The organism is Streptomyces sp. NPDC047315, assembly GCF_040643215.1.
Classification (GTDB): domain Bacteria; phylum Actinomycetota; class Actinomycetes; order Streptomycetales; family Streptomycetaceae; genus Streptomyces.
The window spans coordinates 72445-85546 of sequence record NZ_JBEYTZ010000020.1; the positions used below are offsets into that span (position 1 = coordinate 72445).

Annotated in this window: 9 protein-coding genes; 1 reads left to right on the top strand and 8 read right to left on the bottom strand. The window is 71.3% G+C overall.

Going from position 1 to position 13102, the window contains the following annotated elements; all coding sequences use genetic code 11:
* Nucleotides 1-3: 3 nt before the first annotated feature.
* The 8 genes from ABZ842_RS23050 to eccD all read right to left on the bottom strand — a co-directional run bounded on the left by ABZ842_RS23050 (nt 4) and on the right by eccD (nt 8782).
* A complete protein-coding gene (locus ABZ842_RS23050) occupies nt 4-384 on the bottom strand; it encodes a hypothetical protein (RefSeq protein WP_361539611.1) in 381 nt (126 codons plus the stop codon).
* Nucleotides 381-878, bottom strand: coding sequence for a YbaB/EbfC family nucleoid-associated protein (locus tag ABZ842_RS23055; protein ID WP_361539613.1), 498 nt, complete (start codon nt 876-878; stop codon nt 381-383). The genes ABZ842_RS23050 and ABZ842_RS23055 overlap by 4 nt, the downstream gene beginning before the upstream one ends.
* 34 nt (nt 879-912) lie before the next feature.
* Entirely contained in the window at nt 913-4227 is a 3315-nt protein-coding gene (locus ABZ842_RS23060; RefSeq protein WP_361539616.1) for an AAWKG family protein, read from the bottom strand.
* Nucleotides 4228-4364: 137 nt separating this feature from the next.
* On the bottom strand, nt 4365-4892 hold the full coding sequence (locus ABZ842_RS23065; protein ID WP_361539619.1) for a type VII secretion system-associated protein: 528 nt from the start codon (nt 4890-4892) through the stop codon (nt 4365-4367).
* 64 nt (nt 4893-4956) lie between these two features.
* Nucleotides 4957-5277 (bottom strand): WXG100 family type VII secretion target, encoded by a 321-nt coding sequence (locus ABZ842_RS23070; protein WP_361539622.1) that lies wholly within the window; start codon nt 5275-5277, stop codon nt 4957-4959.
* 61 nt (nt 5278-5338) lie between these two features.
* Entirely contained in the window at nt 5339-5680 is a 342-nt protein-coding gene (locus tag ABZ842_RS23075; protein WP_361539625.1) for a hypothetical protein, read from the bottom strand.
* Between the two features lie 79 nt (nt 5681-5759).
* Entirely contained in the window at nt 5760-7289 is a 1530-nt protein-coding gene (gene eccB / locus ABZ842_RS23080) for a type VII secretion protein EccB (protein WP_361539628.1), read from the bottom strand.
* A 92-nt stretch (nt 7290-7381) separates the two neighbouring features.
* Nucleotides 7382-8782 carry a type VII secretion integral membrane protein EccD gene (eccD, locus tag ABZ842_RS23085; protein WP_361539631.1) on the bottom strand — a complete coding sequence of 467 codons (1401 nt, stop codon included), beginning with the start codon at nt 8780-8782 and terminating at the stop codon, nt 7382-7384.
* Nucleotides 8783-9166: 384 nt separating this feature from the next.
* On the opposite strand from eccD, the gene eccCa reads away from it, so the two are divergent.
* On the top strand, nt 9167-13090 hold the full coding sequence (gene eccCa / locus ABZ842_RS23090; protein WP_361539634.1) for a type VII secretion protein EccCa: 3924 nt from the start codon (nt 9167-9169) through the stop codon (nt 13088-13090).
* Nucleotides 13091-13102: the final 12 nt, after the last annotated feature.

Consider the following 13102-nt stretch of genomic DNA (forward strand, 5'->3'; position numbering starts at 1 on the left):
CGGTCAGTGCTTTCCGCCGCCCGAGCCGCCGCCCTCGCCCACCGAGCCGAGCTGTCCCTTGAGCTCACCGATGCCGTCCAGGTTCTCGGACTGGGTGGACTTGATCTTCCGCAGCGCCAGGAAGTGGCCCTCGGTGGAGGCGTCGAAGCCGTCGGCGACGCTGTTCAGACCGTCCAGGACGTACTCGAACTCGCGGTCCGCCTGCGGACGCATCTCCTGCGCGTACTCGTCGTCGATGCCGGGCCACATCGAGGTCGACGCCACCTCGCCCGGGAACTCGTTCGCGACCTGCTTGAACCGCCGTGCCAGCGAGCGGGTTTCGGCGATGAACGCCGACAGCTTGGCGGGGTCCCCCTCGAAGTGCGAACCGTATCCGTAGCTCATCGCTGCCCCTTCTTCCGGTCCTCGGGACGGGCCGCGGGCCCGGTCTCCTCGCCGTCCTCGGTGATCTCGTCGCGCAGTCGGTCGCTCGCCGCGCCGCGGGCCGCGCCACCCCGCTCGACGGTCTCCAGCAGCGGGCCGAAGACGTCGCCCCAGTCGACGCCGGACCCCTCGACGTGCGGCCGGTCGCCGACCGTCTCGGAGAGCGGCTGGAAGACGTCCAGCACCGTACGGGCCATCTCCGCCTGCCCCTGCCGGGCGGCTTCGATGACCGCTGCGGCGAGCTGGGCCGGGCCCATGGTGCGGTACTTGCCGTCGAGGAAGCGCAGATCGGCCAGGTGACCTTGGGAGTTGACGGTGACCTCCACGCTGCGGTCCCGGGACCGCACGGTGACGCTGGAGGCGCGCAGCCGCTGCTCGGCGACGGCGACGGCCTGTCGCGTCTGCTCCAACTGGGCCACGGCCTTGGCCAGCCGCTCCTGGATCGGTTCGTTCATCCCTGGTCTCCCCTGGTACTGGTCTTCGATGCGGTCAGCGTCCGATGACCGCGGGGGCGCCGCCCTCGTCCGTACCCCACACGTCCTCGTCCTCCTCCACCCAGGACGCCCGCTCGCGGTCCTGGCTCTCGGTCTGCTGGCCGCCACCGCCCATCGGCGGCATGTACGGCATGCCCCCGGACGCCGTGGCGAGGGAGCCCCGGTTGGCGACCGAGACGTCGTCCTGGCCCCGGCCGCTCGCGGAGCGGCGGGTGGTGACGGCCTGGCCGTCGTCGACCGTGCCGCGCACGCGCTCGCCCTCGGCGCCACCGCTGGTCGAGCCGTTGATGCGGGTGCCCATGGGGAGCATCGGCATCCCCGCCCCGGCGCCGTTGCCGGCGCCCAGGCCGCGGTCCGAACCACCGCCGGGGGAGTCGACGGACTGGTCGTACAGCTCCTCCTCGTAACCGCCGCCGGAGTAGTCGGGCGAGTACAGGGAACCGCCGCCGGAGGTGCCCGTGCCGCCGGACGTCCCCTCGTCGAGTCCGGTGGGGAGGGTCTCGCCCGGATCGATGGGGGAGCTGATCGTGGTGCCGTCGGGCTGGCTGGTGGTGAGCGTCCCCCGGTCGGGGTCGAGGACGCTGCGTGAACCGTCGGGCAGGGTGGTGGTGAGGCTGCCGTCCTCGCCGAGCCGGGTGACGCTGCCGTCGGCGTTGGTGATCGAGTCGCCCGGGCGCAGGTTGTCGGTGACGGTGGAGCCGTCAGGCAGGGTGGTGACCACTTCGCCGCCGGTCGGGTCGATGGTGCGGGACGACCCGTCGGGGTAGTCCAGGGTGACCGTGCCGTCCGGGTTGAGCGTGGTGGTGCCGGACTCCCCGCCGATCCGGGAGCCGTCGGGCTGGCGCAGACCGTCGGGGACCGGAGCGTCCTGCGAGCCGGGGGAGCCGGAACCGAGGTCCGGCCCGTCGAGCCCGAGGTCCCGCATCTGCCGCTCCGCGCGCGCTTCCGCCTCCGCCTGCTTGGCTTCGGCTTCCCGCTCCTGCTCTTCCCGCTTGGCCTCCGCCTCGGCCTGCCGCTGCTCGGCGCGCTGTTCGGCCTCCGCTTGTTTGGCTTCGGCCTCCTTCTCCTTCTGCTCCTGCTTGGCCTCCTGCTCCGCCTGTTTGGCCTCGGCTTCCCGCTCCTTCTCCTCCTGCTTGGCCTGGTACTCGGACTCCGTCTGGATCCGCCGCTGCTCGGCCTCTTCTTGCTTGGCTTCTTGTTCGGCTTCTTTCTCGGCCTGCTTGCGTTCGGCTTCGGCCTGTTTCGCCTCGGCCTCGCGCTCCTTCTCCTCTTGCTTGGCTTCTTGTTCGGCTTCCTTTTCGGCCTGCTTGCGTTCGGCTTCGGCCTGCTTGGCCTCGGCCTCGCGCTCCTTCTCCTCTTGCTTGGCTTCCTGCTCGGCCTCCTTCTGCTCCTGCCGGGCTTCAGCCTCCTCCTGCTTGCGCTCCTGCTCCTTGCGCTGCCGGTCCTGCTCCGCACGGGTCTGATTCATCAACAGGACCTGCCGGTCCTGGGCCTCCTGCTGCAACCTCTCCTGCTTGGCCTCCTGCTCCGCCTGCTTGGCTTCGGCCTCCCTCTCCTTCTCCTCCTGCTTCGCCTCCTGCTCGGCCTGCTTCTGCTCGGCGCGCTGCTCTGCTTCGGCCTGCTTGGCTTCTTGTTCGGCTTCCTTCTCGGCCTGCTTGGCCTCCTGCTCCGCCTGCTTGGCTTCGGCCTCCCTCTCCTTCTCCTCCTGCTTGCGTTCGGCTTCGGCCTGCTTCGCCTCGGCTTCCCGTTCCTTCTCCTCCTGCTTGGCGTCCAGCTCCGCCTGCCTCTTGGCGGCGCGCTCCTCGGCCTCCCGCTGCCGCTGCTCGGCACGGGCCTCGGCCTCCCGCTGCCTGCGTTCGGCCTCCTCCTGCGCCCGGCGCGCCCTCTCCTCGGCTTCGCGCTGCTTGCGCTCGGCCTCTTCCTGGGCCAGCCGCATCTTCTCGTCCAACTCGCGCTGCTTGCGCTCGGCCTCCGCCTTCGCCGCGGCGGCAGCCGCCGCAGCGTCAGCCTTTGCCTTCGCCGCGTCGGCGCGGTCCCGGGCGGCCTGGTCCTTGGCGAGCTGATTGCTCAGGCTGATCGTCTCGGTGGTGATCTTCTCGGGGAACTTCTGGTCGTTGAGGGAGTTCTCGACGTCGATCAGGGCCTGCTTGCCGGCGGCGGACAGGACGTCCTGCACGGACTTCTGCCAGCGCCGGATCGCCTCCTCGCCGATCTTCTTCCAGGTCTCCTTCTCCTCCAACATCCCGTAGGGGCTGACCGCACCGGAGAAGCCGTCGTACTTGACGTAGTGGTAACCGCCGGTGCTCATGCCGCGGGCGCCGTAGGTCGCCTTGAAGCGGACCTTCTTGATGTTGTTGTGCCAGATGTGGTCGGTGACGTCCAACAGCACGTCGTGGAGCCAGCGCAGCGGGTTGCCGGTCAGGAGCTGCCAGGTGTCCCACTTGCCGTGGAGCTTGTCGGCGGCGTTCTTGACGTCACGCTGGAAGCGGCGCAGGTCGTTGCCGTAGGTGGAGTTGACGGTGCCGGAGACGGGGAACTGCTCGCTGTAGGACTCGTAGGTGCGCACCAGGGCGTGGATGAGGTCCTTGAAGACCCCGGCGGCCTGTCCCTTCCAGGCCGCCTCCTGCTTGCCGAGGTCGAACTCCCAGTCCTTCAGCTCCCGGGTACGGGCGGCGAAGAACTGCGCCACCCGGTCGAACGCCTGGGCGTTGCGGGCGAAGGAGTCCAGGTCCACCGCGTCCGCGTCCTTCACCGGAAGGTCGTTCCAACTGAAGTGCAGGGTGCTGCCGTGGTTCAGCAACTGCTCCAGGGCCTTGCCGCCGCCGTAGCTGTACTGGGCCAGGGCCTTGTTGCTCCAGGTCGTGTCCTTGCTCTGCCCCTGGAAGTCCTTGCCGAGCCCGCTCTTGAACTCGCCCCCGAGCACCACGCCGCCGGCGGGCGCGTCGTCCGTGCCCGCGGTGCCGAGGAGGGTGATCCGGGCCTTCTTCATCTTGACCTTGGTGCCCGTCGGGGCCTCTGCGATCGGCCCGCTCTTGCCCGAGTAGAACGGGACCACGAAGTCGGTGTTCTCCACCCGCCAGCCGGAGTTCTCGCTGCGCCAGCTCAGGTCGTTGACGGCGTCGAGCACCGCGTTGGAGGGCTCCCCGTCGTGGTCGGAGAACTCCACCCGCATCAGGGGGATCTTGTCGTTGCCCACCAGGGAGCCGAACAGGAGCTCCCGCTTGGGCATGACGTAACCGGTGAGCACCTGCACGGCGGTGTGCCAGTAGTCATCGACGGAGTCTGCGGGGTAGACGACGTTCTCGGCCACGAGGGGACTCTCCGGACGTGAAGACGGGGCGGGGCGAGTTGGGACGGGTGGGACGGGCGGTTGCGACCCGGCGAGCCGGGACGACGTCGAGGGCGGTGACGGTGCGGCGCGCGGTTACGACGTGGCGCGGTCGGCCGTCACTTGTCGTCGTCCTTGTCCTTGCCCCCGCCCCCACCGCTCTGTCCACCGTTCAGACGGGACTCCACGTCCTCGAAGACGTCCAGGAAGTCCTGGCCGTCGATGCCGACCAGATTGCCCGACTGGGCGCTGAAGAGCGTCTCGATGCTGGATTCCAGGTTCTCGCGGAGGTCCTTGAAGAGTCCGCCCTGTTCGCCGTAGATCTTGGTGAGCCGTTCGGCCGACTTGCCGATCGCCTGGTTGAGGGCGAGGCCCTTGCCGTGCAGGAACTCCTCCTTGAGCATCGGCCCGAGCATCAGCGGACGGGAGGCGCCGTAGGTGGCGAAGTCGCGTTCGCCGGAGTAGTCCGCGTCACCGATGAGCTTGCCCATGGAGGGGCCGAACGTCGGATCGTCCAGGGCGATCTTGCGCAGCTCCTCCTCGAACGGCTCGACCCGGTCGCGCTGGAAGGCCTGCAGGCCCGCCTTGTCCATGCTGAGCTTGCCGGTGTCCTTGTTCGGGTCCTTGTTCGGGTCTTCCTTCGCCATGGCGCGTCTCCTGAGGGTCGGGATGGTGCACGGCGGGCCGCCGGGCCGCGGCCCGCGGGCCGGGTCAGCGGCCGATCTTCACCGAGTCCCACATCTGGGTCAGGGACCGCTCGCTGTACTGGTAGTTCTCCGAGACGCTGGTCAGCAGCATGGAGTGCTTGGTGAGCAGCTCCTCCATCGCCTGGACCGCGCTGTTCCAGACCTGCTGCTTCTGGCTGTACACGTCCTTGTCGTCACCGATCCAGGAGTTCTTGAGCTCGTTGAGCTCGGCGTCCAGGTTGGTGAGGATGCTGTCGATCGCCTTGGTCTGGCTGATCATGTCGTCCGCGGCGTTGCTCATGTGCGAGTAGTCGACGTAGATGTAGCCGTCGGAGAAGTCCGTCATGTCGTGTCCTCGTCTCGCGTGCGTGCTGGGGTCTGGGGGAGTACGGGCCGTCGCGCGGGGATCAGCCGCGCAGCGCGTCGAAGACGGCGTCGGACTGCGCGTACTCCTGGTTGATCGAGTCGACCGCGGAGCCCTGCTGCTTGCCGTGCTCGACGAGGGTCTGGTTCAGCGTCTCGATCATGTCCTGGACGTTGACCAGGATGACGTCGGCCTTCTCCTCCCAGGCGGTGACGAGGTCCATGAACGCCTTGCCGTCGCTGCCCTTGTAGTGGGACATCAGGTTGTTCTTGGTGTTCTCCACGTCCTGGCGGCACTTGGTGATGCCGCTGAAGGCCATCTCCAGCGCCTGGACGCCGTTCCGGGTCGCCGACTCCTCAGACTGCTGCATTCCGTTGGCGGCCATGCCTCGCCCTCTCCATCGTTCGGTCCGGGAACCCGATGCTAGGAACTCCGGCTTGCACGACGGCCTTGCTTTCTTGCCGTCACCTTGCTTTTGCGTTGTCGCCCGCCGTCGACCTGCCGCGGCCCTCGGCTTCGAGGCCCGCGCCGACGGGCTGCGCGGTGCAGCGCGGGGCGGTGACCGAAGCCCGGCCCGCCTCGGCGGCCTCGGGCGACAGATCGGGCCCGGAGGGCAGCATCGCCAGCATCAGCGCGGGCATCTCGCCGGGCTTGACGTCCTGGTACCCGAGGGCCTGCACTGCCGCCGACGAGGCCAGCCGGTACTTCACTCCGGTCTCGGTGACCAGGTAGAGCGTGCCGCCGAGCTCACCGCCGCCCGCACCCACCAGCCGCACCAGGGAGCCGCGTCCCGGCCGTACGGCGACCCGGTCGACGGGCAGACAGGCGGCAGCCGCGACGCCCGCGGAGTGCTGGGCGAGCGGGCCGAGTTCGGCGGTGGGGGCCAGCGCCACGCCGAACCGGGTGCCCTCGCCGTCGGGGGTGACCAGCGCACAGGGAGTGCGGTCCCGGGGGACGCTCACCGCCTTCGGCGGGGTCTCCGGCGCCCGGCCGGGCCGCGCGGCCCGCCCCGCGTCCGGCGCCAGGTTGCCCTGCAGCGCGTCCGAGGTCAGGGCGGCGGGCGTCGGCGTCGCGCCGTCGTACGCCTTGGCACGGGTACGCGGATCGGCCAGCAGCAGGGCGAGTTCGGTGGCCGTCAGGGGAGCGAGGCCGTCGGCGCGCAGGACGTAGTGGCGCTCGTCGGCACCCGGCACGGCCAGCGTGAAGAGCTGCCCGACCGCGGTGGCACGGCCCCCCAGCTTCGGCCCCGGCTTCCCGGCGCCCTCGATGGCGGGGGCCGCGAGGTCGGGCCCGGCGGGCAGGGCGTTGAGGAAGGCCGCGGAGACCGGCACGGGCCGCACCGATGCGTAGCCCAGGGCCTCACCGGCGGTGGAGTCGCGGTCGATGCGCAGCCGGCTGCCCTGCCAGATCAGGTAGTCGCTGCCGTCGGGCCCGGCGACCAGCAGCCCCTGCGTGCGACCCAGCCGGTCGCCTGCGCCGTCCAAACCGATGGCGAGCGTGGTCACCGCCTTGGTGCCGCCCTCGCGCGGGGCCTCGGTGACGCACACCTGCCAGGGCGCCCCGGACAGGTCGCCCGCCGACGGCAGTTCGTCGGGGGCGCCCTCGATGCCGACGGGGGTGCCGCGCGGGGTGCCCTTGAGCGAGCCCGTGCTCACGGTGGTGGTGGAGAGCTTGGCGCCACCGAGCAGCTTCGCTGAGGCGTAGTTGCGCACCGGGCGCAACCGGCCGTCCAGATGGAGGTAGCGGGCGCCGGTGGCCTTGTCGACGATCAGGTCGCCGGAGGTCTTCCAGGAGTTCTGCTTGCCGGGGCTGACCAGGCCCACGACGAACGCCCCGACCGCCACCAGGACGGCGACGATGATGCCGATGGCTATCCCGCGGTTGGTGCGCCCCTGGGGGCTCTCCGGGGCGTCCGGGTCGGAGCGGAGCATGCCCGATGTGAGGCGGCCCATCAGGAACATGTGGGCCTGGACCTGGTCGCGCTTGTTCTGCATGGGTGGGTCGGTCCTTCGAGTCGGCGGTCCGGCGGTCGGCGAGCGGCGTTCGGTCGGCCTCGGTCGGCCAGCGGCGTTCGGTGGGCGTTCGGTCAGCCGTTCATGGCCCGTAGCCAGCCGTAGACGCCGAGCACCCACAGGGCCAGCGGGAGCATGCTGATGGCCATCGCGGAGTGCAGGATCTCGGCCGCCCGCCCCCAGTACGGCACCAGGCGCCGGCCGGGAACGGTCCAGGAGGCGATGGCGAGCGCGGCGGCGACCGCGGCGAGCCCGGCGACCAACAGCAGCCGCTGGACGGTGTCGGCGTGCACGGCCGTGCCGTGGACCAGCAGCGCCGCGCCCCAGACGCCGGCCGCGATCAGCGAGAGCCGCTGCAGGACGTTGCCGAGGGCCCGGCTGTGCAGGAACAGCAGCAGCGACAGCGCGAGCGACAGCAGCACGGTGGGCAGGGTGAACCGGTGCGCCAGACCGTACAGGCAGGCCGCGCAGACGGCGGCGGTGGCGGCGTACAGGCCGGTCATCCAGCCGTCGGCGACCACCGTGCGGGCGGCCACCGCGGACGGCGAGTGCGGCTCGATGCCCTCCTGGAGCTGCTCGGCGTTGGAGGGCAGCGGCGGCATCCGCAGCCCGGACAGCCGGAACGACATCGACGGCACGAACGCCCCGAACACCACCGCGGCCAGGGCGACCAGCCCGGCCGCATGGCCGGGCCCCAGGTCCGTGGTCATCATCAGGGCTCCCGCGAAGACCCCTGCGGAGGCCACCACCACCAGGGCCAGGAACAGCGCGGCGAACGCGGCGACGGCGGCCACGGCGAGCATCGCCCCGCCGGCAGCCGCGGCCCCCGCCGCCAACAGCCGGGCCCCGAGCACCTCCCACTGGTCGGGCCCGCCGAGGGAGCCGCCCGGCAGCAGCCAGCCGGCCAGCGTGAAGTACGGGACGGCGGCCAGACCGAGCGCCGCGCCCGCCTCCGCGTCGCCGACCGCACGGCTGGCGGACGCCGCGCCGCCCAGCAGCAACAGCCCGGTGGCCGCCGCGGCCACCGCGCGCAGCCCGCCGGAGGGTCCGGGCCAGGCGAGGACGGCGAGCCCGGCGGCCAGGGCGAGCACCAGCAGGCTCAGCAGGGTGCGACGCGAGGCCGGCGCGGTCCAGGCGAACGGCTGGGTCTCCATGGTCTGGGCGACGCCTTCGACGAGGTCGTCCAGGAGGACCTCCGGCAGGGCGTCGGTGTGCGGCCTGAGGTGGAGCGTCTCGCCGTTGAGCACGCCGAGCGACTCCAGGCTGGCGTCCTCGTCGAGCGGGGCTTCGCCCAGCCGCTGGAGCACCCAACCGCCGTGCTCCAGGCCCCGCTCGGCCAGGTCGTCGCCGGCGTACCGCACCAAAGTCGGCAGCAGGTCGGCGACCGGGACGTCAGCGGGGACCGCCAGATCGATGGCTTTGGCCGGAGCGCGTACGGTGACGCGGCACAATTCGGACGTGGTGCTGTCGGTCATGGGAGAACTCACGCTTCGTCGGGAGACCCCGTCAGGTCTCCAGAGGGTCGGTCGATCGTTGGACGTGTGCGTGGTCGGGCTGCACACTACTGGTGGAACCGGTTCCTCATTCCTCGCGAACGTCCGCACGAGTGAACCGTCAGGTGGATCGTAGACTGCCCGTGGCCGGTGGGTTCGCGCCCACGGGGTCGGCCGCGGCCATCCACACACTTCGTGGCGGTCTGTCCAACTCACCTGTTCCGTCCGCCTGTCCACCGTTTCGCGGGGCCCAGCCGGCGTCGCCCCGCCCCCGAGTCCCGCCGTGCCGCCACGCGGCGCCGGGAAGGAGAGCGCTCGTTGAGTACCGTCCTTTTCCGTCGGCCAGCTCGCAGACGCGGACCCGACATGCCGGACGGGGAGTTGAGCCTCCAAGAGCCCCCCGAGCTGCCGGAGGTCACCCCGGACAGCTCCGCGGTGTGGAACTACCTCCCGATGGCGCTGATGTCGGTCTCCATGGTGCTGATGTACATGCGCCCCGGCGGCTCCCGCAGCGGGGTGTTCATCTACTTGGCGCTGGGCATGATGGTGGTCTCCGCCGCCGCGATGGTGCTGGGCCAGTACGTGCGCCGCAGCAGCGAACGCAAGCAGCGGCTGAACGGTGAACGGCGTGACTACCTGCGCTATCTGCGCCAGGTACGGCGCAAGGCGCGCACCGCGGTCGCCGAGCAGCAAAAGGCCCTCGCCTGGCGGCACCCGGCACCGGAGACCCTGTGGTCGCTGGTGGGCACCAGCCGACTGTGGGAACGGCGTCCGACGGACGAGGACTTCGGCGAGGTGCGGGTCGCCGTCGGCGACCAGAAGCTGGGCCTGAAGCTGAACCCGCTCTCCACCAAACCGGTGGAGGACCTGGAACCGCTGAGCGCCCACGCGCTGCGCAGCTTCACCCGCGCCTACTCCACGGTGCCCCAGCAGCCGATCGCGGTGTACCTGCGCACCTGGGCACGCGTGCTGTTCCGCGGCGACCGGGCGGAGATCCGCGCGCTGGCCCGCGCCATGGTGTCGCAACTCGCCGTGGTGCACTCGCCCGAGGACGTGTGGATCGCGGTCTGCGCCGCCGACGACCGGCGCGCCGACTGGGAGTGGGTCAAGTGGCTGCCGCACAACCTGCACTGGTCCGAATCGGACGGCGCGGGCGCGGTGCGCATGGTGGTCACGTCGGTGAACGAACTCGACGAACTCCTCGGCCCCGAGTTCGCCGAGCGACCCCCCTTCGATCCGGAGGCCCGGATCGGCCGGGAGGAGCCGTATGTGATCGTCGTCCTCGACGGCGTCACGGTCCCCGGCGGACACCGGATGGACGGCCCCGGCTTCCGCAACTCGGTCCTCCTCGACCTGGACTCCGCGCTGACCTGGCGGCCAGGCCGGGTGACGCTCCGCTTCGACCTGACCGACGGGGCACTGCAGTTGGTCCGCACAGACCGGGACCGCAAGGAACAACTGGTTCCGCTGGGCCGGCCGGACGCGATGGGCACGTCGACCGCGGTCTCCCTCGCCAAGCGGCTCGCCCCCTACCGGATGGGGGTCGGCCGGGAAGCGAGCGAGCCGATGGCCGCCGACACCGAGCTGACCGCCCTGCTCGGCATCGCCGACCTGTACCGCCACGAACCCGGGGCCCTGTGGCGCCGGCGCACCCGCACCGAGCGGCTGCGGGTGCCGATCGCGGTCGGCCCCGGGGGCACCCCGGTGGAGCTCGACATCAAGGAGTCGGCACAGGGCGGCACCGGGCCGCACGGCATGCTCATCGGCGCCACCGGCTCCGGCAAGAGCGAACTGCTGCGCACCCTGGTGCTGGCCCTTGCGCTCACCAACTCGTCCGAGACGCTGAACTTCGTCCTGGTCGACTTCAAGGGCGGCGCGACCTTCCTGGGCCTCGACGAACTCCCGCACACCTCCGCGGTGATCACCAACCTGGCGGACGAGGTGGAGCTGGTGGCCCGCATGCAGGACGCCCTGCACGGCGAACTGATCCGCCGGCAGGAGCTGCTGCGGTCCGCGGGCAACTACACCTCGGCGCTGGAGTACGAGAAGGCCCGGGCGGACGGCGCGCCGCTCGCCCCGCTGCCCAGCCTGTTCGTGGTCGTCGACGAGTTCAGCGAGCTGCTGGCCGCGCACCGCGAGTTCATGGAGCTGTTCGTGATGATCGGACGGCTCGGACGCAGCCTCGGGGTGCACCTGCTGCTCGCCTCGCAACGGCTGGACGAGGGCCGGATGCACCAGTTGGAGTCCCACCTGTCGTACCGGATCGGGCTGCGGACCTTCTCGGCGATGGAGAGCCGCGGCGTGTTGGGCGTGCCGGACGCCTACGAGCTGCCGCCCACGCCGGGCAGCGGATTCATCAAGACCGGAGTGGAGGCGCTGACCCGGTTCCGCGCCGCCTACGTCTCCGGGCCCTACCGGCGGCGCAGTGGATCGGCGCACCAGGCGCGGGTGGCGAGCCAGGTGGTGCCGTGGACCGCGGGCTGGGTGGTGCCCCGGCAACTGCCCGAAGCACCGGCCGAGGAGACGAGGTCGGAGCGGCCTGAGGAGGAGAGCCAGTCGCTGCTGGCGGTGGCCGTGGAACGGATGCGGGACGCCGGGCCACCCGCCCACCAGGTGTGGCTGCCGCCGCTGAACGAGCCGTCCTCCCTGGACGAACTGCTCGCCCCGCTCGCCCCGCACCCGGAGTACGGGCTGACCAACACGGCACTGCGCGGGAAGCTCAGCGCGCCGGTCGGCATCGTCGACCGGCCCTTCGACCAGCGCCGCGACCCCCTGATCGTGGACCTGTCGGCCGCCGGCGGCCACGCGGGCATCGCGGGCGGCCCGCAGAGCGGCAAGTCGACGCTGCTGCGGACCCTGATCACCTCGCTGGCCCTCACCCACACGCCGCGCGAGGTCCAGTTCTACTGCCTGGACTTCGGCGGCGGCACCCTGGCAGGACTGGCCGGGCTGCCGCACGTCGCCGGAGTCGCGGCGCGGATGGACAAGGAGCGGGTGGGCCGGGTGATATCCGAGGTCACCTCGCTGCTGGCGCACCGCGAGCGGTTCTTCCTGGAGCAGGGCATCGACTCGATGGCGTCCTACCGACGGCGCCGGGCGGCCGGGGAGTTCCCCGAAGAGGCCCACGGTGACGTGTTCCTCGCGGTCGACGGCTGGTCCACCGTCCGCCAGGACTACGACCAGCACATCAGCACCTTCAACGCGCTGGCGGCGCGCGGCCTGAACTACGGCATCCACCTGCTGGTCACCACCTCCCGCTGGGTGGAGCTGACCGCGGCGGTGCGCGACCAGACGGGGACCCGGCTGGAGCTGCGGATGGGTGATCCGATGGACTCCACGATCGACGTGCGCAAGTCGGCCACGGTGCCGCGGGTGCCGGGCCGGGGCCTGACCCGCGACTCCAAGCTGCACTACCTGGCGGCGCTGCCCCGCATGGACGGCCGCACCGACGCCTCGGACCTCTCCGAAGGCGTGGCCGACCTGGTGGCACGGGTGAACGAGAGCTGGTCGGGCCCGCCGGCGCCGCAGGTGCGGATGCTGCCCACGGTGCTGCCCGCCGCCGAGTTGCCCCCGGCCGAGGCCGACGGCCTGCGGATCGCCCTCGGCGTCGAGGAGGAGGGCATGGGCACGCTGTGGCACGACTTCTCGGCGACCCCGCACCTGATCGTCGTCGGCGACGCCGAGAGCGGCAAGACCAATCTGCTGCGACTGGCCGCGAAGGCGATCACCGACCGCTACAGCCCCGCCGAAGCGCGGATCATGGTGGTCGACTACCGACGCGAACTGGTCGAGGCCGTACCCGACTCCCACCGCCTGGGGCACGCGGTGTCCCTGGACGCCCTCAAGGAGCTGGTGGACGGCGCGGCACGAGCGGTCAAGACCCGCGTGCCGGGCGCGGACATCGCACCGTCCCGGATGCGCACGTGCGACTGGTGGACGGGACCGCGGCTGTTCGTCCTGGTCGACGACTACGACATGGTCGGCGGTGGCGGACCCCTGAACCAGCCCTTCGGCCCGCTGATGGACCATCTGGCGCTGGGGTACGAGGTGGGAATGCACCTGGTGGTGGCCCGCTCGGCGGCGGGCGCGGGACGCGGACTCAACGATCCGCTGCTGCGCCGCATGCTGGAGGTCAACACCCCCGGCATCCTGCTGTCCTGCCCGCCCACCGAGGGCTATGTGTTCGGCAACGTCAAGGGGCGCAACCTGATCCCCGGCCGCGGCACGCGGATCACCCGCCGCAAGAGCGTCGACGTCCAGACGGCGCTGGTCGACGAGGGGTCCTCGTGACGGTCTTCGCCG

What these genes read in the sequence shown, in the direction of transcription:
- ABZ842_RS23050 (WP_361539611.1), bottom strand. Translation starts at nt 384, where the DNA reads ATGAGCTACGGATACGGTTCGCACTTCGAGGGGGACCCCGCCAAGCTG.
- ABZ842_RS23055 (WP_361539613.1), bottom strand. Translation starts at nt 878, where the DNA reads ATGAACGAACCGATCCAGGAGCGGCTGGCCAAGGCCGTGGCCCAGTTG.
- ABZ842_RS23065 (WP_361539619.1), bottom strand. Translation starts at nt 4,892, where the DNA reads ATGGCGAAGGAAGACCCGAACAAGGACCCGAACAAGGACACCGGCAAG.
- ABZ842_RS23070 (WP_361539622.1), bottom strand. Translation starts at nt 5,277, where the DNA reads ATGACGGACTTCTCCGACGGCTACATCTACGTCGACTACTCGCACATG.
- ABZ842_RS23075 (WP_361539625.1), bottom strand. Translation starts at nt 5,680, where the DNA reads ATGGCCGCCAACGGAATGCAGCAGTCTGAGGAGTCGGCGACCCGGAAC.
- eccB (WP_361539628.1), bottom strand. Translation starts at nt 7,289, where the DNA reads ATGCAGAACAAGCGCGACCAGGTCCAGGCCCACATGTTCCTGATGGGC.
- eccD (WP_361539631.1), bottom strand. Translation starts at nt 8,782, where the DNA reads ATGACCGACAGCACCACGTCCGAATTGTGCCGCGTCACCGTACGCGCT.
- eccCa (WP_361539634.1), top strand. Translation starts at nt 9,167, where the DNA reads ATGCCGGACGGGGAGTTGAGCCTCCAAGAGCCCCCCGAGCTGCCGGAG.